This window comes from Streptomyces sp. NPDC001568, assembly GCF_042893755.1.
Lineage (GTDB): Bacteria > Actinomycetota > Actinomycetes > Streptomycetales > Streptomycetaceae > Streptomyces.
The window spans coordinates 214,348-237,393 of sequence record NZ_JBIAVF010000013.1; the positions used below are offsets into that span (position 1 = coordinate 214,348).

The 23,046-nt window shown below is 73.1% G+C and carries 25 protein-coding genes; 7 read left to right on the forward strand and 18 right to left on the reverse strand.

The genetic code is table 11. The features are described 5' to 3' along the window. Positions 1-42 precede the first annotated feature (42 nt). Positions 43-705: a response regulator gene (locus ACFY0I_RS24710; RefSeq protein ID WP_388899676.1), complete on the reverse strand. Its 663-nt coding sequence runs from the start codon at positions 703-705 to the stop codon at positions 43-45. Between the two features lie 250 nt (positions 706-955). Further along, positions 956-1,729, reverse strand: a complete 774-nt coding sequence (locus ACFY0I_RS24715) for a S1 family peptidase (protein ID WP_388899678.1) — start codon at positions 1,727-1,729, stop codon at positions 956-958. A 131-nt stretch (positions 1,730-1,860) separates the two neighbouring features. Between ACFY0I_RS24715 and ACFY0I_RS24720 the strand changes: the two genes are divergently transcribed. Both ACFY0I_RS24720 and ACFY0I_RS24725 read left to right on the forward strand, forming a co-directional pair. Next, a complete protein-coding gene (locus ACFY0I_RS24720) occupies positions 1,861-2,841 on the forward strand; it encodes a hypothetical protein (protein WP_388899681.1) in 981 nt (326 codons plus the stop codon). Between the two features lie 112 nt (positions 2,842-2,953). Continuing rightward, on the forward strand, positions 2,954-3,664 hold the full coding sequence (locus ACFY0I_RS24725) for an HAD family acid phosphatase (protein ID WP_388899684.1): 711 nt from the start codon (positions 2,954-2,956) through the stop codon (positions 3,662-3,664). A gap of 35 nt (positions 3,665-3,699) precedes the next feature. Here the strand turns inward: ACFY0I_RS24725 and ACFY0I_RS24730 are convergent, their stop codons facing one another. From ACFY0I_RS24730 to hsaA, 6 genes are all read right to left on the reverse strand, one after another. Further along, complete coding sequence (locus ACFY0I_RS24730; protein WP_388899687.1) at positions 3,700-4,074, reverse strand: hypothetical protein; 375 nt, start codon at positions 4,072-4,074, stop codon at positions 3,700-3,702. A gap of 68 nt (positions 4,075-4,142) precedes the next feature. Continuing rightward, on the reverse strand, positions 4,143-5,837 hold the full coding sequence (locus ACFY0I_RS24735; RefSeq protein ID WP_388899690.1) for an FAD-dependent oxidoreductase: 1,695 nt from the start codon (positions 5,835-5,837) through the stop codon (positions 4,143-4,145). Then, entirely contained in the window at positions 5,834-6,409 is a 576-nt protein-coding gene (locus ACFY0I_RS24740) for a flavin reductase family protein (protein WP_388899693.1), read from the reverse strand. The genes ACFY0I_RS24735 and ACFY0I_RS24740 overlap by 4 nt, the downstream gene beginning before the upstream one ends. Then, positions 6,397-7,290 (reverse strand): VOC family protein, encoded by an 894-nt coding sequence (locus ACFY0I_RS24745; protein WP_388899696.1) that lies wholly within the window; start codon positions 7,288-7,290, stop codon positions 6,397-6,399. The genes ACFY0I_RS24740 and ACFY0I_RS24745 overlap by 13 nt, the downstream gene beginning before the upstream one ends. Positions 7,291-7,303: 13 nt before the next feature. After that, positions 7,304-8,158: a 4,5:9,10-diseco-3-hydroxy-5,9,17-trioxoandrosta-1(10),2-diene-4-oate hydrolase gene (gene hsaD / locus ACFY0I_RS24750; protein ID WP_388899699.1), complete on the reverse strand. Its 855-nt coding sequence runs from the start codon at positions 8,156-8,158 to the stop codon at positions 7,304-7,306. Then, positions 8,155-9,324 carry a 3-hydroxy-9,10-secoandrosta-1,3,5(10)-triene-9,17-dione monooxygenase oxygenase subunit gene (gene hsaA / locus ACFY0I_RS24755; protein WP_388899702.1) on the reverse strand — a complete coding sequence of 390 codons (1,170 nt, stop codon included), beginning with the start codon at positions 9,322-9,324 and terminating at the stop codon, positions 8,155-8,157. Before hsaA ends, hsaD begins: the two co-directional genes overlap by 4 nt. 265 nt (positions 9,325-9,589) lie before the next feature. Between hsaA and ACFY0I_RS24760 the strand changes: the two genes are divergently transcribed. After that, a complete protein-coding gene (locus ACFY0I_RS24760) occupies positions 9,590-10,462 on the forward strand; it encodes an IclR family transcriptional regulator (protein WP_388899705.1) in 873 nt (290 codons plus the stop codon). A 188-nt stretch (positions 10,463-10,650) separates the two neighbouring features. On the opposite strand, the gene ACFY0I_RS24765 is transcribed toward ACFY0I_RS24760, so the two are convergent. From ACFY0I_RS24765 to ACFY0I_RS24810, 10 genes are all read right to left on the reverse strand, one after another. Then, positions 10,651-11,715, reverse strand: a complete 1,065-nt coding sequence (locus tag ACFY0I_RS24765; protein ID WP_388899708.1) for a 2Fe-2S iron-sulfur cluster-binding protein — start codon at positions 11,713-11,715, stop codon at positions 10,651-10,653. Beyond that, entirely contained in the window at positions 11,708-11,926 is a 219-nt protein-coding gene (locus ACFY0I_RS24770) for a hypothetical protein (RefSeq protein WP_388899711.1), read from the reverse strand. The genes ACFY0I_RS24765 and ACFY0I_RS24770 overlap by 8 nt, the downstream gene beginning before the upstream one ends. Further along, positions 11,926-13,071, reverse strand: a complete 1,146-nt coding sequence (locus tag ACFY0I_RS24775; RefSeq protein WP_388899714.1) for a Rieske 2Fe-2S domain-containing protein — start codon at positions 13,069-13,071, stop codon at positions 11,926-11,928. Before ACFY0I_RS24775 ends, ACFY0I_RS24770 begins: the two co-directional genes overlap by 1 nt. A 98-nt stretch (positions 13,072-13,169) precedes the next feature. Then, positions 13,170-14,210 carry a 4-hydroxy-2-oxovalerate aldolase gene (dmpG, locus tag ACFY0I_RS24780; protein ID WP_388899716.1) on the reverse strand — a complete coding sequence of 347 codons (1,041 nt, stop codon included), beginning with the start codon at positions 14,208-14,210 and terminating at the stop codon, positions 13,170-13,172. Next, the gene (locus ACFY0I_RS24785; protein WP_388899718.1) at positions 14,207-15,100 is read right to left on the reverse strand and encodes an acetaldehyde dehydrogenase (acetylating); all 894 of its coding nucleotides are present in this window, start codon (positions 15,098-15,100) and stop codon (positions 14,207-14,209) included. Before ACFY0I_RS24785 ends, dmpG begins: the two co-directional genes overlap by 4 nt. Before the next feature lie 20 nt (positions 15,101-15,120). Further along, positions 15,121-15,906 (reverse strand): 2-keto-4-pentenoate hydratase, encoded by a 786-nt coding sequence (locus ACFY0I_RS24790; RefSeq protein ID WP_388899722.1) that lies wholly within the window; start codon positions 15,904-15,906, stop codon positions 15,121-15,123. 276 nt (positions 15,907-16,182) lie between these two features. Further along, on the reverse strand, positions 16,183-16,857 hold the full coding sequence (locus tag ACFY0I_RS24795) for a DUF4360 domain-containing protein (RefSeq protein WP_388899725.1): 675 nt from the start codon (positions 16,855-16,857) through the stop codon (positions 16,183-16,185). A 44-nt stretch (positions 16,858-16,901) separates the two neighbouring features. Continuing rightward, on the reverse strand, positions 16,902-17,555 hold the full coding sequence (locus ACFY0I_RS24800; protein WP_388899728.1) for a DUF4360 domain-containing protein: 654 nt from the start codon (positions 17,553-17,555) through the stop codon (positions 16,902-16,904). A gap of 299 nt (positions 17,556-17,854) precedes the next feature. Further along, a complete protein-coding gene (locus tag ACFY0I_RS24805) occupies positions 17,855-18,763 on the reverse strand; it encodes an SDR family oxidoreductase (protein WP_388899731.1) in 909 nt (302 codons plus the stop codon). Between the two features lies 1 nt (position 18,764). After that, positions 18,765-19,529 (reverse strand): SDR family oxidoreductase, encoded by a 765-nt coding sequence (locus ACFY0I_RS24810; protein WP_388899734.1) that lies wholly within the window; start codon positions 19,527-19,529, stop codon positions 18,765-18,767. Between the two features lie 56 nt (positions 19,530-19,585). Between ACFY0I_RS24810 and ACFY0I_RS24815 the strand changes: the two genes are divergently transcribed. Genes ACFY0I_RS24815 through ACFY0I_RS24830 form a run of 4 tightly spaced genes read left to right on the forward strand, consistent with a single transcriptional unit; the run spans position 19,586 to position 23,037 of the window. After that, on the forward strand, positions 19,586-20,335 hold the full coding sequence (locus ACFY0I_RS24815; protein ID WP_388899737.1) for an enoyl-CoA hydratase family protein: 750 nt from the start codon (positions 19,586-19,588) through the stop codon (positions 20,333-20,335). Continuing rightward, the gene (locus ACFY0I_RS24820) at positions 20,332-21,183 is read left to right on the forward strand and encodes a CoA transferase subunit A (protein ID WP_388899739.1); all 852 of its coding nucleotides are present in this window, start codon (positions 20,332-20,334) and stop codon (positions 21,181-21,183) included. The genes ACFY0I_RS24815 and ACFY0I_RS24820 overlap by 4 nt, the downstream gene beginning before the upstream one ends. Continuing rightward, a complete protein-coding gene (locus ACFY0I_RS24825) occupies positions 21,180-21,947 on the forward strand; it encodes a CoA-transferase subunit beta (RefSeq protein WP_388899741.1) in 768 nt (255 codons plus the stop codon). The genes ACFY0I_RS24820 and ACFY0I_RS24825 overlap by 4 nt, the downstream gene beginning before the upstream one ends. Positions 21,948-21,951: 4 nt before the next feature. Then, positions 21,952-23,037, forward strand: coding sequence for an NAD(P)H-dependent flavin oxidoreductase (locus tag ACFY0I_RS24830; protein ID WP_388899744.1), 1,086 nt, complete (start codon positions 21,952-21,954; stop codon positions 23,035-23,037). The last annotated feature ends 9 nt before the right edge of the window (positions 23,038-23,046 follow it).

Consider the following 23,046-nt stretch of genomic DNA (forward strand, 5'->3'; position numbering starts at 1 on the left):
CGGCTTCGCCCGGTGCGGGGGTGCTCGTGGTGGTCGGCCGGGTCACGTCGTGCCGACGGCCAGGCCGCTCTCCCAGGCCCAGGCGGCGATCTCGACGCGGTTGCGGGCGTCGAGTTTGGCCTGGACGTTCGCCAGGTGAGTTTTGACCGTGGACAGCGATACGTACAGTTCGCCGGCGATCTCCGCGTTGGTCAGCCCGCGCGCGAGGCAGCGTACGACGTCGCGTTCGCGTTCGGTGAGGGGTTCGGCGGGGCGGCGGGCGGCCTGGGCGGCGGTGGTGCGGGGGGCCATTTCGCGCAGCAGTCGTACGGTGATGGCGGGTGAGACGAGCGCGTCCCCGGCGGCTGCCGCCCGTACGGCTTCAACCAACATGGCCGGGCTCGCGTCCTTGAGGAGGAAGCCGGACGCGCCGCCGTGGAGGGCGGCGTGGACGTACTCGTCGAGGTCGAAGGTGGTGACGATGACGATGCGCGGCTTGTCCGACGCCTGGCCGGAGAGTCGGCGGGTGACTTCGAGTCCGTCGAGGCGCGGCATGCGGATGTCGAGGAGGAGGACGTCCGGTCGGTGTTCGGCGACGGCGGTCAGGGCCGCTTCGCCGTCGACGACGTCGGCGACGACCTCGATGTCGGGCATGCTCTCCAGGATCATCCGGAAGCCGGTCCTGACCATGTCCTGGTCGTCGGCGATGACCACTCTGATCGTCATGCGCTGCCTGCCCCACTGTCGCCCGCTGCCGCCGATGGACTCTTCCCGGATGGACTCTTCCCATCGGACCGGTGCGGGCGTCGGACCGCAACCGCACGGGGGGCCGCCGGATGGGTGTCGCGGGGTGGGGGCAGCGGTGTTCCGGCCTCGCGGTACGTCCTTCGACGTTACGTGCGTCCGGGGTGGTGCGCTTCGACCTTCCGGCCGGTTCGCGGCCGGCCGGAAGGACGAAGGGGTGTCGCCGGTGGGGCTAGAGGGTCGCGGCCGCGCTCTTGATCGCTCCCGCGAAGGTGGAGACCTCGGTGTAGACGCCGGGGTAGTCGGGGCGTGCGCAGCCCTGGCCCCAGCTGACGATGCCGACCTGGATCCAGGCGTTGGCGTTGTCGCGGCGGAACATGGGGCCGCCGGAGTCGCCCTGGCAGGTGTCGACGCCGCCCTGGGGCAGGCCGGCGCAGATCTCCTCGCCGGGTACGAGGTCGCTGCCGTAGGAGCTCTGGCAGGAGGCGTCGGAGACGAAGGGGACGGTGGCCTTCATGAGGTACCGCTGCTGACCGCCGCCCTCGCGGGTGGCGCCCCAGCCGGCGACGGTGAAGGTGCCGTTGTCGTAGGCCTTGGTCTCGGCGATCTTCAGGGTGGGCAGGTTGATGGGCTTGGCGAGCTTGATGAGGGCCCAGTCCTTGCCCTGGCCGTTGTAGCCGGGGGCCTGGAGGACCTTGGTGGACTTGACCTTGATGGCACTGGAGCTGTTGAGGTCGACGACGCCGGCGGTGGCGGTGATGGAGGTGTTGTTGCCGGAGCCGTTCACGCAGTGGGCGGCGGTGAGGACGATCTGCTGGGTGTAGAGGGCGCCGCCACAGCCCATGGAGAGGCGGACCATGAAGGGGAATTCGCCCTGTGCGGCGCGGGTCCCGCCGACGACGGGTGCCTGTGCGGCTCCCGCGCCGGTGGTCTGGAGGCTGACGGCCGCGAGGGCGACGGCGCCGACGGCGAGGGACTGCTTGAGGAATCTGCCGAGGATGGCCATGGTCAACACACTGCCTTTCGTGGGGGGTTGGGCCGTGCGCGTCATCGGGTGAATGACGGGTCCATGACACAACCGAACCTCTGCTGCAAGCAAGAACGCGTTTTCGGACAACTTCCGGCCGGGGAGGCGGTGTGACGCAGAACAGCAGGCGTGACAGCCCGGTGGAGCACGGATTTCCGCACCTGGAGACCGTTCACGCCTCGCTCACGGCCCTGTTCCGGCGCCTGACGCCCGAGGGCGTCCGCGCCCACGCCACGAGCTTCGCCCCGGCCGACGCGGAGTTCGGCGCCGACGATGACCTGCACCTCGGCGCCCACCGGGTCGCCTCCGCGATGGTGCGCGCGCTCGGCCTGCCGGACGCGCGCGTGGTGGTCGCGTTCCGGCCGATGCGGGACGCGGCGACGGTGGAACTGACCGCGGGCCCGGAGTACTTCGTGGAGGTGAACGACCGCTTCCGCACGCACCGGCGGGATCTGGCCGCCGCGCTGGCCCACGAGGTCACCCACGTCCTGCTGCACCGCCTGGACCTGCGCCTGCCGACGACCGCGGCGAACGAGATCCTCACCGACACCGCCGCCTGCTACCTCGGGGTCGGCTGGCTGCTCCTCGACGCCTACCGGGAGGACGAGCTGACGCACCAGAAGCTCGGCTACCTCACCCCGGAGGAGTTCGGGTACGTCCTGGCCAAGCGGGCCCTGCTCCTCGGCGAGGACCCCTCCCCCTGGTTCACCGGCCCCCGGGCGTACGAGGCCTGGGTGCGCGGCCGCGCCCTGGCCGCCCGGGACCTGCGCCGGGCCCCGCTCGCCGCCGCGGGCGGCCTGGAACGGCTGCGCTACGCACGGGCCCGCCGGGCCCGCCGGGCCGGCGGGGGCGGGGGCGGCGCGCCGACGGGCGGCGTCCCGACGAACGGCATCCCGACGGGCGGCGTCCCGGCGAAGGGCTCGGCGCGCCCCGTGACCGCCGGGTCCGCGTACCGCTTCGAGTCGCGCCCGGACGGGCAGCGGGTGAGCTTCCCGTGCCCGGTGTGCGCGCAGCGGCTGCGGGTCGCGATGCGGGGGCCGTTGCGGCTGCGGTGCGGGGTGTGCCGCACGGTGCTGGAGTGCGACACCTAGCGGGGGTTCACCGGGCGGCTGCGAAAAGTTTCCTACCGACCGGTAGACAGGTGGACACCGCTCCCCCAGCCTGGTCGCGTACATGCCAACCCGTGACCGAGGAGCGCCCCCCATGCGCATCACACGCCGCACTTTCGCCACCCGTACGGCCCTTCCCCGCCGCAGCGCCACCGCCGCCGCGGGCGTGGCCGTCGCGGGAGCCGTCCTGGCCCTGCTGCCCGCCACCACGGCCGGGGCCGCCCCGGTGGAACGGGCCGTGACCGCGCCGGCCGCCGCGAGCGCCGTCACCGCCTCCGCGCCCGGGGGCAACGCGGCGATCCTCGGCATCGACTACGCCACCTGGCAGCGCGACGTGGCAGCCGTCATCGACGCCGCCCGTCCCGCGATCGAGCAGCGCATCGCCGCCTCTCCGGCCGGGGAGAGGCCGGCGCTCGTCCTCGACATCGACAACTCGTCGCTGGAGACGGACTTCCACTGGTTCTGGACCTTCCCGACGCCCGCGATCAGCAAGGTCCGCGAGCTGACCCGGTACGCCAACGACCGCGGCGTCGCGATCTTCTTCGTCACCGCCCGCCCGGGGATCATCGAATCCCTGACCGAGCACAACCTCAAGGCCGTCGGCTACCCCGTCTCGGGCCTCTACGTCCGGGACCTGCCCGACCTGTTCAAAGAGGTGAGCACCTACAAGACGGCCAAGCGCGCCGAGATCGAGGCCCGCGGCTACACGATCATCGCGAACATCGGGAACAAGCAGAGCGACCTGGTCGGCGGCCACGCGGAGCGCACCGTGAAGCTGCCGGACTACGACGGCAAGCTGTCCTGATCCGGCGGCGCGCGGTCGCGGCGGGACGGCGGGCGTCAGATGCCCCCGCCACCGCCGCAACCGCCGCCACCGCCACCGCAGCCACCGCCGCCCCCTCCGCAGGAGCCGCCACCACCACCGCTGTCCCCGCCACCACCGCTGTCCCCGCCGCCGCCCCAGCCGGGGCTGCCGAGTCCGACGCCGTCACCGCCGCCGCCCCCGCCGGAGCCGAACGAGCCCCCTTCGAACAGGGCGAAGCCCAGGAAGAAGGAGAACACCGCGGGCAGGGCGGCGAGTCCCACCATCCATCCCGTCCCCATCGTCTCCTGGGCGCCCTGCAGGTCCGGATCCATCGCGACCCGGACCAGGGCCCCCCACGTGCCGAGGCACAACACCCCACTGACCAGGGCCCACACGCCACCCCGGCTCATTCCCCCGCCGCCTTTGTCTCCATACGGGGCGTTGTGCCCGCGCCACGGCTGCGGAACACCGGCGTCCGTCAGAGGCCGGCGGCCGTTCGCCCCGCCATCTCCCGCGCGATCACGTTGACCGCCGCCCAACCGAAGGCCATCGCGGGGCCGATCGTGGCGCCGGGGCCCGGGTAGGTCTCGCCCATGACCGCCGCCGAGCAGTTGCCGGCCGCGTACAGGCCCTCGATCGGGGACGCGTCCTCGCGCAGCACCCGGCCGTCGCCGTCGGTGACCAGGCCACCCTTGGTGCCGATGTCGCCCGGCTGGACGGGGACCGCGTAGAAGGGGCCCTTGTCGATCGGCGCCAGGTTCGGGTTGGGCAGCGTCGGGTCCCCGTAGTAGCGGTCGTAGACGCTGTCGCCGCGCCCGAAGTCCTCGTCCACGCCGCGCTCGGCGAAGCCGTTGAAGCGGCGGACGGCGGCGGGCAGGCCCGGCGCGGAGATCTGCCGCGCCAGTTCCTCGACCGTCCCCGCCTTCTTCACGAATCCGCTCTCCAACCACCGGGCCGGGAAGGGCTGTCCGGGGAACAGTCCGGCGAACAGGTAGCGGGCCTTGGAGCGGGCGTCGAGGACCAGCCAGGACGGTACGGTGCCGGCCCCGGGCCGGTCGGCGGCGTACATCCGGTCCACGAACGCGTGGTAGGGCAGCGCCTCGTTGGCGTACCGTTCCCCCGAACCGTCGACGATCACCATGCCCGGGATGCCCCGGTCGGCGACCAGGAAGAACGGCTTCTCCCCCGGCGGGCACACCGACGGCGCCCCCCACACCCGGTCCAACAGGTCGGTGGCCGCGCCCAGTTCCTCGCCGAGGCGCAGCGCGTCGCCCGTCTGCCCCTCGGAGGCGTGCGTCCAGGCGGTGGAGGTGGGGGCGGGCAGGTGCTTCTCCCGCAGCCGGGTGTCGTGCGAGAAGCCGCCCGCGGCCAGGACGACCCCGCCCCGGGCCCGTACGCTCACCTCGCGGCCCGCGCGGACGACCCGTACGCCTTCCACCCGGCCGCGGGCGCCGGTGACCAGCCCGGTCAGGGGCGCCGACAGCCACAGGTCGCCGCCGAGCCGGTCCAGCGAGAGCCGCATCCGGGCGATCAGCGCCTCCCCGAGGGAGAGCAACCTGCGCCCGGTGACCAGCGCCTTGAGCGCCCGCATCCCGACCTTGACGGAGGTCCGCCGGCCCGCCCAGGTGCGGGCCACCATGTTCAGGAAGCGGAAGTCGTACGAGGTCATGGTCAGCCCGTACGTCGGCAGCCCGGCCCGGCGCATCGTGCGGCCGAGGTCCCCCAGCCGGCGGAAGTCCACGATGCACGGTTCGACGGATCGGCCCTGGGCCATGCCGCCCGGCGCCTCGGGGAAGTAGTCCGGGTAGCCGGGGGTGTACATGAAGCGGACCTCGGTGCGGTCGTGGAACTCCCGCACCATGCGCGGCCCGTGGGCGAGGTAGGCCTCCTTGCGGGCGTCGGGGACCCGGTCGCCGACGGTCGCGTCGAGGTAGGCGCGCGCCTTGTCGTGGGTGTCGGCGATGCCGGCCCGGTCGAGGTGGAAGTTGCCGGGTACCCAGATCGCGCCGCCGGACAGGGCGGTGGAGCCGCCGTACGCCTCGGTCTTCTCCACGACCAGGACGCTCAGGCCCCGCAGTCGGGCGGTGATCGCGGCGGCCAGGCCGGCCGCGCCGGAGCCCACCACGACCACGTCGTACTCGTACGCGTGCGCGGAGGTGTGCTGGTCGGTCATCCGAAGGCTCCGGTGGCGTAGTCGCTGCGGAAGTACAGCAGGGGCGATCCGTCGTCGCGGGCGGTGAGTTCGAGGACCCGGGCCGTGACCAGGTAGTGGTCGCCGGCCTCGTGGACGCCTTCCAGGGCGCAGTCGACGGTGGCGAGGGCCCCGGTGATGCGGACGGTCCCGTGCGCGGAGGTCTCCCACTCCACCCCGGCGAACTTGTCGCCGCCCCGGCGGCCGAGGGCCTCGCAGACGGCCCGCTGCCCCGCATCGAGGATGCTGACGCCGAACCGGCCGGCGGCCCGTACGGCGGGCCAGCTGGAGGAACCCCTGCCCACGCAGAGCAGGACCAGCGGCGGGTCCAGCGAGAGGGAGGCGAAGGACTGGCAGGCCAGCCCGACGGGTCGGCCGTCGGGGTCGGTGGCGGCGAGGACGGTGATGCCGGAGGCGAACGCGCCCAGCACCTCGCGGAACGCGGCGGGCTCGACGGCGGCGGCAGCGACGGCGGGACCGGCAGGGTCCGGGCCGGCCTCGGCACGGTCGACCACGGCGGCCTCGCCCGCGGCCGGCGCGGTCAGCCGTTCCACTGGTGGCCCCAGAAGCTGTCGGCGGTGATCTCCTTCGCGGTCCAGGTCGCGGGGTCGACGATCAGGCCGTCCCAGCCGTACTCGACCTGGAAGCCGCCCGGGGCCTGCGCGTAGAAGGACACCATGTGGTCGTTGGAGTGCCGGCCCAGGGTGGAGGCGATGGGGATGCCCGCCGCGTTCATCCGGTCGAGGCAGTAGCCGACGTCGTCGAGGCGCTCCAGTTCGACCATGAAGTGGACGATGCCGGGCGGCAGGGCGCCGGGGTAGAGGCCGAGGCTGTGGTGGCGGCGGTTGGGGCTGAGGAAGTGCATCCAGTGGAAGTCCTTCCCGGGAGCTGCGGTGGGAACGGCGACGGGGGGCAGCTTCATCGAGTCGCGCAGCTGGAAGCCGAGGAGGTTCTCGTAGAAGTCGAGGCTCGCCCCGATCTCGGCCGCGGGCAGGACGACGTGGCCGAGGCCCATCTCGCCCGTGACGAAGCGGTTGCCGTAGGGCGCGGCGAGCGGGCTGTGGTCCTGGGCCTGGCCCCAGTAGATCTCCAGGGGATTGCCGCTGGGGTCCTCGCAGTGGATCAGGCCCTGGACGCGGCGGTCGGCGAGGGTGGCGTCGTCGCCCTGCTTGACGGCGTGGCCCGCGGCCTCCAGTTCGGCGGCCGCCTCCCGCAGGGCGCGGGCGTTCGCCACCTCGAAGCCGGCGGCGAGCAGGCGGTCCGTCGTCCCGGCGACGAACCGCAGGCGGTGGACGCGGTCGTCGATGCGGACGGACAACTGGGTGTCCGTGCTGTCCTGTCCCTCGGTCATGCCGAGGACGTCGAGGGCGTACGTGCGCCAGGCGGCGAGGTCGGCGGTCTCGATGCGGAGGTAGCCGAGTGCGCGGATGTCCATGGGGATCCTCTGGTTACGGGTGGAGGAAGAAGTCGGTGGCGAGGCGGTTGAACTCGGCGGCGGCCTCGGTCTGGGCCCAGTGCCCGCAGCGCGGGAAGACGTGGAGGCGGGCGTCGGGGATGGTCTTGAGGGCGAGGAAGGCGCCGTCGACGGGGTTCACCCGGTCCTCGCGACCCCAGGTGAGGAGCACCGGTTGGGTGATGCGGTGGGCCTCGCGCCACAGGAGGGTGTCCTCGGGCCATTTCGTGAAGGCCGCGGCCATGCGGGCGTTGCCGAGGCGGGCCTCGGGGTCGATGGCCTGTGCGTAGCGCTCCTCGACGAGGGCGTCGGTGACGACGGCCGGGTCGTGGACGAGGGTGGTGAGGAAGGTGCGCATCGCGGTCCGGGTGGGTTCGGGGGCGAGGCTGAACTCGAAGAGCCGTTTGATGCCTTCGGTGGGGTCGGCGGAGAACAGGTTCAAGGAGATGCCGCCGGGGCCCATCAGGAGCAGTTTCGAGACCCGGTCGGGGTGGTCGAGGGCGATCCGGACGGCGGTGCCGCCGCCGAGTGAGTTGCCGATGAAGTGGGCGCTGTCGATGCCGAGTTCGTCCATGAGCGCGACGACGGCGCGGGCGCTGAAGGTGAAGTAGTCGCAGTCGGGTTCGGGCTTGTCGGAGCGGCCGTAGCAGGGCAGGTCGACGAGCAGGGTGCGGAACCGGCCGGCGAAGTGGGGCAGGTTGGCGCCGAAGTTGGACCAGCCGGAGGCGCCGGGGCCACCGCCGTGCAGCATGATCACGACGGGTGCGTCGGCGGGTCCCGCGACGTGGTGGTGGAGGGCGAGGCCGCCGGCCTTCACGGTCCGGGAGGTGCTCTGGTAGGTGGGGCTCACAGCATCGTGTCCTGGATGTCGAGGCCGAGGGCGCCCTGGCCGAAGAGGACCAGTGCCCGTTCGGGGTCGTTGGCGGCGTGGCCGCGTCCGGTGTGGACGTCGCGCCAGGCCCGTTGGACGGGGTTGGCGCCGGTGCGCATGGCGCCGCCGCCCGCGTTCTCCATGAGGAGGTCGACGGCGGCGACGCAGCGTTCGGTGGCGAGGACCTGGTCGCGGCGGGCCCGGGTGCGCAGCGGCAGCGGCAGGGGTTCGCCGCGTTCGGCGCGTTCGTAGAGGTCGCCGATGTTGCGCCGGAGCTGGAGCCAGGAGGCGTCGATGTCGCTGGCGGCGCGGGCGATGCGGACCTGCGCGAAGGGGTCCTCGGCGACCTGCTGGCCGTAGGAGGTCCGGAAGCGTTCGCGGGTGGCGGTGACGTATCCCTCGTAGGCGCCCTCGGCGATGCCGACGATCGGGGTGGAGATGGTGGTGGTGAAGATCGAGGCGTAGGGGAGCCGGTAGAGGGGCTCGGGGTTGACCGCGTGGCCGGGGACGTCCAGGGCGGTGACGGGGCCGAAGCTGAGGGCGCGGTGTTCCGGGACGAAGACCTCCTCGACGACGATGTCGTTGGAGCCGGAGCCGCGCAGGCCCACGGTGTCCCAGACCTCGTCGATCCGGTACTGGTCGCGCGGTACGAGGAAGGTGCGCATGTCCACGGGCCGGCCCTCGGCGTCGGTGACGAGCGCGCCGAGCAGGGCCCAGTCCGCGTGGTCGCAGCCGGAGGAGAAGTGCCAGCGGCCACTGAGCGTGAACCCGCCGGCGACCGGGGCGACCTTGCCGGTGGGGGCGTACGAGGAGCAGATGCGGGTGTCGCGGTCCGTACCCCACACCTCCTCCTGGGCGCGGGGGTCGTAGAGCGCGACGTGCCAGGGGTGGACGCCGACGACGGACGCGACCCAGCCGGTGGAGCCGCAGGCCTTGGCGATCTCCTTGACGGCGCTGTAGAAGACCCCGGGGTGCGCGGCGCGCCCGCCGTACGCCCTGGGCTGGAGCAGGCGGAAGAATCCGGCGTCCGCGAGTTCCTTGATGCTCGCCTCGGGGACCCTGCGCTGGGCTTCCGCTTCGGCGGCGCGTTCGCGCAGGGCCGGGGCGAGGGCGCGGACTGCGTCGAGGACGTCTTCGTCGCTCATGGTGTCCCTTTCTCGGGGGCGTCGGCTTCGGGGTGCGGTGAACGTACGCCCGGGGGTCGGGGGCGAGGAACGGGGCGTTCCCGCTGAGTGGGAAGGCGTCGTGAGGGGCGTCGGAGCGGTGCGCCCGGCCGGTCGGTCCGGACGCCGGACCCCTCACTCATACCGATCAGAAGTATTACTGAATGAAATACACGGTTCCGGGTCCTTCCCCGCGCCGGGGACCGCGTGGCAGGGTCGCTCCAACGCCTCACGCAGGGGGTTCCTCGTGCTCGATCAGGTCATGGAGAGCGGACTCGCACCGCTGTCACTGCTGGAGAAGGCCGCCAAGGTGCTGGGCGCCTTCGAGGGTCCGCAGCCACGGCTCTCGCTGACCGAGGTGGTGCGCCGCAGCGGGATCCCCCGCTCGTCCGCCCACCGGATCCTGGACCAGTTGGTGCAGTTGCGCTGGCTGGACCGGGAGGGCCGGGACTACCGGATGGGCATGCGGATGCTGGAGCTCGGCGCGCTCGCCGCCCACCACAACCGGTTGCGCCGGGCGGCCCTGCCGCTGCTGCACGCGCTGCACGAGCAGACGGGCCGGCTGGTGCACCTGTCGGTGCTGGACGGGGCCGAAGTGGTCTGTCTGGAGCGGATCGGCGGGTCGGAGGCGGGCGCCGTGCCCTCCCGGGTCGGCGGCCGGTTGCCGGCCTGCTCCACGGCCGCCGGGAAGGCGCTGTTGGCCTTCGGCGACCAGGACACCGTCGAGGAGGTCCTGGCCCGGGGGCTGCGTCCGCGCACGGCCCGGACCCTGGTCCGTCCGGCCGCGCTGCGCGCGGAGCTGGCGGCGACCCGCGAGCGCGGCGTCGCCTACGACCGGGAGGAAACCTTCCGCGGGGTCCACTGCGTGGCCGCGCCGTTGCGGGGCGCGGGACGGGCGGTCGCCGCCGTGTCCCTCTCCTCCTGCCGGGGCGAGCACGAGCCGGCCCGGCTGGCGCCCGCCGTCCTGGCCTGCGCGCGATCCGTGTGGCGCGAGCTGTACGGGCCGGGGCGGGCGGGCCGCGCGTCGACCCGCGTACCGCCCGTGGACGCGGAGCCGGCGGTGTCGGCGCGGGCGATGGACAACATGATGGGCTGGTTGCGGTTCAGCGAGTGGATGTAGCGGGTACAGATACCCCATCGCACACACACCGGACCCGACCCCTCGCCAGGGGGCCGGGCCCGTTGCGTTTCACCGGGCGCCGCGCCCTCTCCGCCCGACCCGTCGCGCATCGACCCGACCGGTCGCCCATCGGCCCGGCCCCTCGCCCGTCGCCCCGGCCCTTCGCCCATCGGCCCGGCCGTCGCCCCTCACTCGTACGTCACCCGCACCCGGTCGGTGAGCGGCAGGGCCTGGCAGGCGAGGACGTATCCGTCGGCCAGGTCCTCCGCGTCCAGCACCTCGTTGCGGACCATCGACACCTCGCCCTCCACGACCCGGCAGCAGCAGGCCGCGCAGGCGCCCTCCCGGCAGGAGTACGGGGCCTCGACGCCCGCGGCGAGGAGGGCGTCGAGCAGGGTGACCCCGCGCGACCAGGGCGCGGTACGGGTTTCCCCGTCGAGTTCCGCGACGGCGACGGCCTCCGCCCCGGGATCGGGGGCGGTCGCGGGCGCCGCCCCGGGGGCGAACACGTCGGCGCCGAGGGAGAAGTAGCGCTCGCGGTGGATGCGGGCGCCGGGCGCCCCGGCCGAGCGCAGGGCCGTCTCGGCGGCGTCCATGAGCGGTCCGGGCCCGCACAGCCAGGCCTCGCGGCCCGCGTACGGGGCGACGAGCTCCCCGAGCCGGACGGCGGTCGGCAGCCCTCGCAGGCTCTCCAGCCAGTGCACGACGGTGAGCCGGTCCGGGTGCCGCGCCGCCAGCCGCTCCAGTTCGTCGCGGAAGATGACCGACTCCGGGTCCCGGTTGGCGTACAGCAGGGCGATCCGGCCCCGCCCGGCGGCGAGGGCGGACTTGGTCAGGGAGAGCACCGGGGTGATGCCGCTGCCGCCCGCGACGAGCAGCAGGTCCCGGTCGAGGCCGTCCGGGCCGGGGGTGAAGCCACCGGCCGGCGCCAGCACCTCCAGTTCGTCCCCTGCCGCGACGGTGTCGCAGACCCAGCCGGAGCCGAGCCCGCCGGGGACCCGTTTGACGGTGATCCTCATGGGCTCGCCGGTGTGCGGGGAACTGGCCAGGGAGTAGCAGCGGGCCCCGCCACCGGGGATCCGCAGGGTGAGGAACTGGCCTGGCCGGTACGGGAGTTCGGCGTCGAGTACGAGGGACACGGCGTCCGGGGTCTCCTGGATCCGCTCGCGGACGCGCACTCGCAGCGAGCCGCCGGCGCCCACCCGCGCCGGGTCCCGGACGGCGTCGGCCGGCGCGGCGGTGGTCTCACGCATCGGCGGGCACCTCCAGCCTGCCCTCCCGTACGGCCGCCTCGATGCCGGCGCGCAGGGCCGGGCAGGAGCGGACGCGGGCGCTGAGTTCTCCGGCGGCGATGCGGGGGCACACGGAGGCGGCCCGGTCGGTCCACTGGACCTGGACGTGGGCGGCGCTGAACTTCTCGCACAGCACCTCGGTCCCGCACTCCCCGCAGGCGACGGGCGTCATCACGCGCCGCCCGGGGAGGCGGCGCGGCGGGCGAGGTTCTCCTCGACCTCGGCCTTCCAGGCGGCGGTGGCGCGGGCGGTGTCGATCTCGAACTCGAAGCGCCGGACCATCTCGTCCTTGACGTCGGCCGCGTCCACGTAGAACTGCTCGTACCAGCGGCGGAGTTGGTAGACCGGTCCGTCCTCCTCGGTGAGGAGGGGGTTGTCGATGCGGGTCTTGTTCCGCCAGATCTCCACGTCCTGCTCGAAGCCGACGGCCAGGCCCTCGGCGGTGAGGCGGGCGGCTTCGGCGGCCTGGGCGTCGTCCATGCCGGGGAGCTTCTTGACGCTCGCCCCGTACATGAGGACGAAGCTGTTCTCGTCGACCGGGTAGTGGCAGTTGATCAGTACGGACTCCATCTCCAGGCCGCCGCCGACGTCGCTCCACAGCCGGTCGATCATGTAGGAGGGGCCGTGGTAGGAGGCGTCGGAGCGCAGGCCGCCGCCGGTGGAGAGGGTGCCGAGGTCGACGTCGCCGCGCGGGGTGGACTCCATGTACTGGGTGGCGACGTGCCCGTCGAAGACGTTCTTGAAGTAGTGCGGGAAGGCGTAGTGCACGTAGTAGAAGTGCGCCATGTCCACGACGTTGTCGACGATCTCGCGACAGTTGGCGTTCTCCACGCGCAGGGAGTTCCAGCTCCACTCGCTCCAGTCGGCGCTGCCGTACCCCTCGATCTCGGGGATGGTGACGCCTTCGGGCGGCGGGTTGCCCTCCGGGTCGTGCCAGACGTAGAGCTGGCCGTTGCGCCGCAGGGTGGTCCAGGCTCGGGTGCGGGCGCGCGGCGGGACGCGGCGGGCGTAGGGGACGTCGGCGCAGCGGCCGTTGCCGGACCAGCGCCAGTCGTGGAAGGGGCAGGCGACGGTGTCGCCCTTGACGGTGCCGTGGGCGAGGTTGCCGCCCATGTGGGGGCAGTAGGCGTTCAGGACGCTCAGCTCTGCGCTGTCGGCGCCGCGGAAGACGACGAGACGGGTCCCGAAGGCCTCCACCTCGTGCGGGGCGCCGTCCTCGAAGGCGGCGGCGAGGCCGAGGCAGTGCCAGCCGCGGGCGAAGCGGGTGGGTACGGCCGCCGCCTCGATGACGCGGGGTCCTTCGTCGGTTGAGGCCATGGGGAGGCCCTCCACTTCTTTGTGGGGTGTGCTGCGGGGGTGCCCGGGGCGCGGCCGGGGCGGTCCGGCCGGCTCGGGTCGGGGCGCGGCAGGTCGGGTTACGCGCGGGAGTCGCGGGCCTCGGCCGCGAGTTCCAGGGCGATGTCGATGAGCTGGTCCTCCTGGCCGCCGACCAGGCGGCGTTCGCCCGCGCGCAGCAGGATCCGCGCGCCGGGGACGCCGTAGCGCTCGGCCTGCCGGTAGGCGTGCACGAGGAAGCTGGAGTAGACGCCGGCGTGGCCCATGAGCAGGGACATCCGGTCCAGGCGGCACTCGTCGTCCATGACGGGCCGCACCACGTCCTCGGCCGCGTCGATGAGGGCGAGGACGTCGATGCCGGTGCGGATGCCCATCTTCTGGCAGACGGCGGCGAAGGCCTCGACGGGGGTGTTGCCCGCGCCGGCTCCCAGGCGGCGGGTGGAGCCGTCGATCTGGAGGGCGCCGGCCCGTACGGCGGCCACCGAGTTGCCGACGCCGAGGCCGAGGTTCTCGTGGCCGTGGAAGCCGACCTGGGCGTCGGAGCCCAGTTCGGCGACGAGCGCCGCGACCCGGTCGGTGACCTGGTCCATGACGAGGGCGCCCGCGGAGTCGACGACGTACACGCACTGGCAGCCGGCGTCGGCCATGATCCGGGCCTGACGGGCGAGGTTCTCGGGGCTGGTGGAGTGGGCCATCATCAGGAAGCCCACGGTTTCCAGGCCCATCGCGCGGGCCAGCCCGAAGTGTTGGACGGAGATGTCGGCCTCGGTGCAGTGGGTGGCGATCCGGCAGATGCTCCCGCCGCTCGCGTGGGCGGCGCGGATGTCGTCCTTCACGCCGAGTCCGGGCAGCATCAGGAAGGCGATCTTCGCGTTCCGGGCCGTTGCGGCGGCGGCCCTGATGAGTTCCTGCTCGGGGGTCCGGGAGAAGCCGTAGTTGAAGGAGGACCCGCCGAGTCCGTCGCCGTGGGTGACCTCGATGACGGGGACTCCGGCCGTGTCGAGGGCGGCGACGATGGACGTCACGTCCTCGACGGTGAACTGGTGCCGTTTGGCGTGCGAGCCGTCCCGCAGGCAGGAGTCGGTGACGCGGATGTCGAGGGTGTCGGAGTAGGCGTTCAACGGTGCAGCTCCTTGGCGAACTCCTCGCCGACCTTGGTGGCGGCGGCGGTCATGATGTCGAGGTTCCCGGCGTACGGCGGCAGGTAGTCGCCCGCGCCCTCGACCTCCAGGAACACCGCGACGCGGGCGTTGCCGCCGTTGGCCGCGGACGGTTCGTCGAACTGCGGCTCGGTGCGCAGCCGGTAGCCGGGGACGTACGAGGCCACCTCTCGAACGACCTGGTGGATGGAGGCGGCGACGGCCTCGCGGTCGGCGTCCGGCGGGATCGCGCAGAAGACGGTGTCGCGCATCATCACCGGGGGTTCGGCCGGGTTGAGGATGATGATCGCCTTGCCGCGGGCGGCGCCACCGATGTCCTCGATGCCTCGGGCGGTGGTGCGGGTGAACTCGTCGATGTTGGCGCGGGTGCCGGGGCCGGCCGAGACGGAGGCCACCGAGGCGACGATCTCCGCGTAGGCGACGGGCACCACGCGGGAGACGGCGTACACCATGGGGATGGTGGCCTGGCCGCCGCAGGTGATCATGTTGACGTTGGCCCGGTCGAGGTGGGCGGTCAGGTTCGCGGGCGGGACCACGGCGGGGCCGATCGCGGCGGGGGTGAGGTCGACGGCCTTGATGCCGAGTTCGGCGTAGCGCGGGGCGTTGGCCCGGTGGACGGAGGCGGAGGTGGCCTCGAAGACCAGGTCGGGCAGTTCGTCGCGGGCCAGGAGCCAGTCGACGCCCTCGTGGGAGGTGTCGAGTCCGGCGCGGCGGGCACGGGCGAGGCCTTCGCTGTCGGGGTCCACGCCGATCATCCAGCGGGGCTCGATGTGCGGGGAGCGGAGCAGTTTGTGGAGCAGGTCGGTGCCGATGTTGCCGGAGCCGATGACGGCTGCGGTGGCTTTCTTCATGCGGTACTCCCGTACGGGCCTCAGACGAAGGAGAGGGACACCGGGCCGAGCCCGGTGAAGTCGGCGGTGTACGTCCGGCCGGCGCGTACGTCCACGGCGCGGGTGCAGGACCCGGGCAGGATCAGGTGGCCCTCGCGCAGCGGGACGCCGAACCGGGCGACGGTGCGGGCCAGCCAGGCGACGGCGGTGGCCGGGTCGCCCAGGACGGCGTCGGCGCGTCCCTCGGCGAGGAGTTCGCCCCCGCAGGTGACCTCGGCCTCGACCTTCTTCAGGTCGAGTTCGCGGGGGTCGCGGCCCTCGCCGATGACGTAGCCGGCGGAGGAGGCGTTGTCGGCGATGGTGTCGGCGATGGTGATGCGCCAGTCCGCGATCCGGCTGTCGATCAACTCCAGTGCGGGGACGACGCGTTCGGTGGCGGCCAGTACGTCGGCCTCGGTGCAGCCCTCGCCGGGCAGGTCGGCGCCGAGGACGAAGCCGACCTCGGCCTCGATGCGGGGCGCGCAGTACGCGCCGGCCCGCACGGGGCGGTCCCGGCGCAGTTCCATCGTGTCCAGCAGGTGGCCGTAGTCGGGCTCGTCGACGCCCATCATGGCCTGCATGACGGGCGAGGAGAGGCCGACCTTGTGGCCGGTGACGCGGGCGCCCTCGCCGGTGGTGCGGTGGCGGATGTTGATCAGCTGGATCTCGTACGCGTCCTGCGCGTCGATCCCCTCGAACAGCTCGGTCAGCGGCCGTACGGGGGCCCGGTGCCGCTCGGCCCCGCGCAGCAGCTCGGCGGCCTCGCGCCGGCGCCGGTCGTCGATCATGGGGTCCTCCCGGCTGCGTGGTGTGTGGTGCGGCAGACGGTAGGCGGGCGGCGGGCGCGGGAGGGAGGGCGTCTTCCCGGTGAGCGGGAAAGGCCACGGGCCGGGACGTCCGCGTCCCGGCCCGCCGGGACGGCGCGCGGTGCGGACGCCCCGTGCCGCGGGGACCCCGCGGTGCGCAGGGCCCCCGATGGTGCGGACGTCCCGCCCGTCGGCGTGGGCGGGACGCCCGGTGGGGCGGGGCCGGTCGCACGTCGGCCCCGCCCCCGGCTCACGGCGCTACGCCCGCGGCGCGGGGCACGCCTGCCAGGCGAGGTGGTACAGGGTGTTGACGCTGGCGTCGGTGGAGTCCATCGCCATGAAGCTGGTCGCCTGCGGGTTGGAGGTGCCCGCATTCACCCGCAGTTCGGTATTGATGTTGAAATTGCGCTTTTCCCCGCAGGGCGCCCATACCAGGTCGGCGTATTCCGTCCGGTCGGTCGCCTGCCAGTTGTCGTTGAACGGTCCACCGAACTGATGGGTCCGCTGGGATGTCTGGGGCATTCCCTGGAAGTAGTAGTTCGCCCTTTCCTGGCCCCAGGCTCCGGGTTGGAGGAATGCGAATCCGCGGTAGTCGGCCTGGACGATCGCGTAGGTGAACCCGTTGGGCACGTGGACGCGCAGGTTGAGCTGACAGTTCTTGCGGAACGCCGTCGGCGGGGCGCCGGGGCCGACCTGCGCGAGGTACTCGCTGTACGTGACGGTGAAGGCGGTGTTGTCCGGGGCCACGGCGACCTCGGCGGTGCCTTCGCGGCAGCCCGAGCCGTTCACGGTGGCGAGTTCGATCACGATCTTGTCGGGCGGCGCGGTGATCGGGCCCGATCCGGAGGCTCCGGCCGGTGTGGCGGTGGCGATCAGGGCGGCGGCCGCGCCGCCGACGAGCAGGGTGCGGGACAGCGAGGGGGACATCGTCATCACTCCTGACGGGGTCGGGGGGTTGCTGTGCTCGCTCGCGCCGGTCAGCCCGCGGGGCATTCCTTCCACTCGAAGTGGTAGACCGTGCTGACGCTGCCGTCCGTCGAGTCCATGCTCATGAAGCTCGGGGCCTGCGGGTTCGACGTCCCGGCGTACACCCGCAGCTCGGTGTTGACGTTGAGGTTGCGTTCCTCGCCGCACGGCGCCCAGACGAGGTCGGCGTACTCCGTGCGGTCGCTCGCCTGCCAGTTGTCGCTGAGGGGGCCGGTGAACTGGTGGGTGCTGCGCGCGGTCTGGGCCTGGCCCTGGAAGTAGTAGTTGGCGCGCTCCTGCCCGTAGGCACCGCGCTGGAGGTGCGCGAAGCCGCGGTAGTCGGCCCGGGCGATGGCGTACGTGAACCCCTGGGGGACGTGGATCCGCAGGGCGAGCTGACAGTTCTTGCGGAACTCGGTGCCGCCGGCGCCCGCCCCGGCCTGGGCGAGGTAGTTGCTGTACGTGACGGTGAACGCGGTGTTGTCGGAGGCCGCGGCGACCTCGGCGGTGCCCTGGGGGCAGCCCGAGCCGTTCACCCCGACCACGTCGACGGTAATTCTCCCGGGCGGCGGGGTGTACGGGGAGTCCGCCTGCACCGGCGCGGCCACCGCCATGGCCGACAGGGCCATGACGGCCGCGCCGGTACTCAGTCTGCGAAGCTGCATTTTCTTTTCTCCATCCGGTCGATCCACTGCCGAATTGGGCGTGGACATGCCACCACAGCCGTGAGTGGATGGGGAAGGACCCGATGTGGCCAATGACCCCGGGCCGCATTTCCTGGCCGGAATCCGCGCGGGCCGTATCCGCCGCGCCACCCCGCCCAGCAGCCCGGCCGTCCCGCGCCGGCCGCGGCGCGCGCGCCGGCCCCGCCGTCGAAGATGTCCAGAAGCACGCAGCACGCGGCACGGCGGGGCGCGGCCCGCACCGGACCGCGCCCCGCTCCCGTTCCGGCGTCCCGCTCCGCCTACCGCGCCCCGTACACCGGGTGCGGCGCTTCCGCCGCGGCCAGCAGCTTCGCCGCCGTCTCGCCCGCCTCTGCGGGGGTCCACCGGGCCCCGCGGTCCGCGGTGGGTCCGGGGCGCCAGCCCTCCATGACGGTGATCCGGCCGCCCTCGGTCTCGAAGACCCGGCCGGTGACCCCGGCCGAGGCGTCCGAGCCGAGCCACACCACCAGCGGGGACACGTTCTCGGGGGCCATCGCGTCGAAGGCACCGGCGGCGGGGGCGGCCATGGTCTCGGCGAAGGCCTGTTCGGTCATCCGGGTCCGGGCGGCGGGGGCGATCGCGTTGACCTGGACCCCGTACCGGCCCATTTCGGCAGCCGCGACCAGGGTCATGCCGAGGATGCCCGCCTTGGCCGCGCTGTAGTTGCCCTGCCCGACCGAGCCGAGCAGCCCGGCGCCGGAGGAGGTGTTGACCACCCGCGCGGCCACCGGCCGACCGGCCTTCGCCTCCGCCCGCCACCAGCCGGCGGCCTCCCGCAGCGGCAGGAAGTGGCCCTTGAGGTGGACCCGTACGACCGCGTCCCAGTCGTCCTCGCCGAGGTTCACCAGCATTCGGTCCCGCAGGAACCCGGCGTTGTTGACGAGGGTGTCCAGCCGGCCGAAGGCGGACACCGCGCACTCCACCAGGGAGGCCGCGCCCTCACCCGTCGCGATGTCCCCGCCGTGGGCCACCGCCTCGCCGCCCCGTTCCCGGATCTCGGCGACGACCCGGGCGGCCGGTCCGTCCGCCTGCGGCCGGCCGTCGAGTCCCACGCCCAGGTCGTTGACGACGACCCGGGCCCCTTCCGTCGCGAAGGCCAGGGCGTGGGCCCGGCCCAGCCCCCGTCCCGCGCCCGTCACCACGACCACGCGTCCGTCAGCCATTCCCATTTCAGCTCTCCTTGTTGACAGTTGCCGCATCGAGGAACGCCGGACGTTCGCCGCCGCCGTGCACCAGCAGGCTCGCCCCGCTCACATAGGCCGCCCGGTCGGAGGCGAGGAACACCGCCGCCTCCCCCACGTCCGAGGGCTCGGCCAGCCGACCCAGGGGCACGGTCGCGCCGACGGCGGCGACGCCCGCCTCGTCGCCGTAGTGCAGGTGCGACAGTTCGGTCCGCACCATGCCGAGGACCAGTGAGTTGACCCGTACGTCGGGCGCCCACTCCACGGCCATCGACCGGGCCAGGTTCTCCAGGCCCGCCTTCGCCGCCCCGTAGGCCGCCGTACCCGGAGAGGGCCGGGTGCCGCTGACGCTGCCGATCATCACGACCGAGCCGCGCGCCGCGCGCAGCCACGGGTGCGCCGCGAGCGAGGCCGTCAGCGGAGCCACCAGGTTGAGGTCGACGACGCGTGCGTGCCGCTCGGCCTCCCCCTCGCCCAGCAGCCGGTACGGGGTGCCGCCCGCGTTGTTGACCAGGCAGTCGAGCCGCCCGTACCGCTCGGCGACCTCGGCGAAGAATTCCCGTACGGCGTCCGGATCGCGCAGGTCGAGGGCGGTGAAATCGGCCTGCCGGCCGCCCGCCCCGACCGGTTCGGCGGGCGGGCGCCGCGCGCAGACGACGACCCGCGCGCCCGCCGCGAGGAACGAGCGGGCGATCCCGGCGCCGACGCCCCGGGTTCCGCCCGTGACGACGACGACCCTCCCATTGAGCTCCATCGGCTGCTACCTTCCTCACCTAACAAATGTTTGGTGGAAAGGTAGCTGATCCGCTCATGGGTGTCTCCACCTCCAGCCCGGACAAGGGCATCGCACTCGTCACAGTCGACTTCCCGCCCGTCAACGCGCTGCCCGTACAGGGCTGGTACGACCTCGCCGACGCCCTGCGCGCGGCCGGCCGCGACCCCGCGGTGCGCTGCGTCGTTCTGGCCGCCGGGGGCCGCGGCTTCAACGCCGGGGTCGACATCAAGGAGATGCAGCGCGATACCGGGCACGCCTCCCTCATCGGGGCCAACCGCGGCTGCGCCGAGGCCTTCGCCGCCGTCTACGAGTGCGAGGTCCCGGTCGTCGCGGCCGTGCACGGCTTCTGCCTCGGCGGCGGCATCGGCCTGGTGGGCAACGCCGACGCGATCGTCGCCTCGGACGACGCCACCTTCGGGCTGCCCGAACTGGACCGGGGCGCCCTCGGCGCCGCCACCCACCTGGCCCGGCTGGTCCCCCAGCACCTGATGCGCACCCTCTACTACACCTCCCGCACCGCGACCGCCGCCGAACTGCACGCGCACGGCTCGGTGTGGAAGGTGGTGCCGCGCGAGGAGGTGCGGGAGGCGGCCCTGGAGCTGGCGGCCGAGATCGCGCGCAAGGACGGCTACCTGATCCGCCTCGCCAAGGCCGCCATCAACGGCATCGACCCCGTGGACGTGCGCCGCAGCTACCGCTTCGAGCAGGGCTTCACCTTCGAGGCCAACCTCAGCGGTGTCGCCGACCGGGTCCGCGACACCTTCGGGAAGGAAGGGACGGCGTGAGCGACAAGACCATGACCCCCGAGGAGGTGGTCGGCCGACTGAGCAGCGGCATGACCATCGGCATCGGCGGCTGGGGCTCCCGGCGCAAGCCGATGGCCTTGGTGCGAGCACTGCTCCGCTCCGGGATCACCGATCTCACCGTGGTCTCCTACGGCGGCCCCGACGTGGGCATGCTCGCCGCCGCCGGCCGGATCCGGCGGCTGGTCGCCCCCTTCGTCACCCTCGACTCCATCCCGCTGGAGCCGCACTTCCGGGCCGCCCGCGAGAGCGGCGCCCTCACCCTCACCGAGCTCGACGAAGCCATGTTCATGTGGGGGCTGCACGCCGCCGCGAACCGGCTGCCCTTCCTGCCCGTCCGCGCCGGCCTCGGCTCCGACGTCATGCGGGTCAACCCCGAGCTGCGCACCGTCACCTCCCCCTACGCCGACGGCGAGGAGTTCGTCGCCGTCCCCGCCCTGCGCCTGGACGCCGCCCTGGTCCACCTCAACCGCGCGGACCGCCTCGGCAACGCCCAGTACCTGGGCCCCGACCCGTACTTCGACGACCTGTTCTGCGAAGCCGCGGACACCGCGTACGTCTCCTGCGAACAGCTCGTGGAAACCGCCGAGCTGTCCAAGTCCGGCCCCCCGCAGTCCCTCCTCGTCAGCCGGCACGCGGTCACCGGGGTCGTGGAGACCCCGGGCGGCGCGCACCCCACCTCCTGCGCGCCCGACCACGACCGCGAAGAGGCCTTCCAGAAGCTCTACGCGTCCACCCCCTGGCCCGAGTTCGCCGACCGCTTCCTGTCCGGGGCGGGCGAGCACGACTACCGGTCCGCCGTCCGGACCTGGCACGAGGAGCAGAGTTGAGCAGCGCCCACGCCCCCGCCGAAACCGCCACCGACACCCCCGCCGTCACCCGGGCCGAGTACTGCGTGATCGCCTGCGCCGAGGCCTGGCGCGACAACGGCGAGGTCCTCGCGAGCCCGATGGGCCTGATCCCCTCCTTCGGGGCCCGGCTCGCGAAGCGGACGTTCTCCCCCGACCTGTTGCTGACCGACGGCGAGGCGATGCTCGTCGGCCTCGACGGCACGCCCGAGGGCTGGCTCCCCTACCGCCGCCACCTGACGATGGTCACGGGCGGCAAGCGGCACGTGATGATGGGCGCGAGCCAGATCGACCGGTTCGGCAACCAGAACATCTCCTGCATCGGCGACTGGGAGCGACCCACCCGCCAACTCCTGGGGGTGCGGGGAGCACCCGTCAACACCTTGAACAACCCGGTGAGCTACTGGATCCCCAAGCATTCGACCCGGGTCTTCGTCGAACGCGTCGACATGGTCAGCGGGGTCGGTCACGACCGGGCCGCGGCGGCCGGGGTGACGCGCTTCCACCGGCTCCCCCGCGTCGTCAGCGACCTCGGCGTCTTCGACTTCGACGGCCCGGACCGCTCGATGCGCCTGGCCTCCGTGCATCCGGGGGTGAGCGTCGACCAGGTCCGCGCCGCCACCGGCTTCGAGCTCGCGGTGAGCGGGGAGGTCCCGTACACGCGGGAACCCTCGCCGGGGGAACTGCGGTTGATCCGCGAGGTGATCGACCCCAAAGGGCTGCGCGAGCGCGAAGTGCGGGGCTGACGCGGTGGAGACGGCGTTCACGAAGCTGGTCGGGGTCCGCCACCCGATCGTGCAGACCGGCATGGGCTGGGTGGCCGGACCGCGCCTGGTGTCGGCGGCGGCCGACGCGGGGGCCCTCGGCATCCTGGCCTCGGCGACGATGACGGTGGACCAACTGCGCTCGGCGGTCCGGGAGGTCCGCTCCCGTACGGACGCGCCCTTCGGGGTCAACCTGAGGGCCGACGCCGGCGACGCCGCCGAGCGGGTGGAGCTGATCGTCGCCGAGGGCGTGAAGGTCGCCTCCTTCGCCCTCGCCCCGTCCCGGGAGCTGATCGCCCGGCTGAAGGACGCGGGCGTCGTCGTGATCCCCTCGATCGGTGCCCGCCGGCACGCCGAGAAGGTCGCCGCCTGGGGCGCGGACGCGGTGATCGTGCAGGGCGGCGAGGGCGGCGGCCACACCGGGGATGTGGCGACGACGGTGCTGTTGCCGCAGGTGGTCGACGCGGTCGACATCCCGGTGGTCGCCGCCGGCGGCTTCTGCGACGGACGGGGCCTGGTCGCCGCGCTCGCCTACGGGGCGGCGGGCATCGCCATGGGCACCCGCTTCCTGCTGACCTCGGACTCCACCGTCCCGGACGCCGTGAAGGCCGAGTACCTGAAGGCCACGGTGAAGGACGTCACCGTCACCACGGCCGTCGACGGGATGCCGCACCGGATGCTGCGCACCGAACTGGTCGACGCCCTGGAGCGGTCGGGCCGCGCCCGGGCGCTGGCGCGGGCGGTGCGGCACGCGGCCGGGTTCCGGAAGCTGTCGGGGCTGTCGTGGTCCGCGATGGTCCGCGACGGCCTGGCGATGAAACACGGCAAGGACCTGTCCTGGAGCCAGGTCCTGCTCGCCGCGAACACCCCCATGCTCCTGAAGGCGTCCATGGTCGAGGGCCGTACGGACCTCGGCGTCATGGCATCCGGCCAGGTCGCGGGGGTGATCGAGGATCTGCCGTCCTGCGCGGAACTCGTCGACCGCGTCATGGCCGAGGCACACACCGTGCTGGACCGTCTGTACGGACACGGCGGTCCACGCGTGCTCGGCACCCTGCCACCACCAGGGTGATCCCCCTTC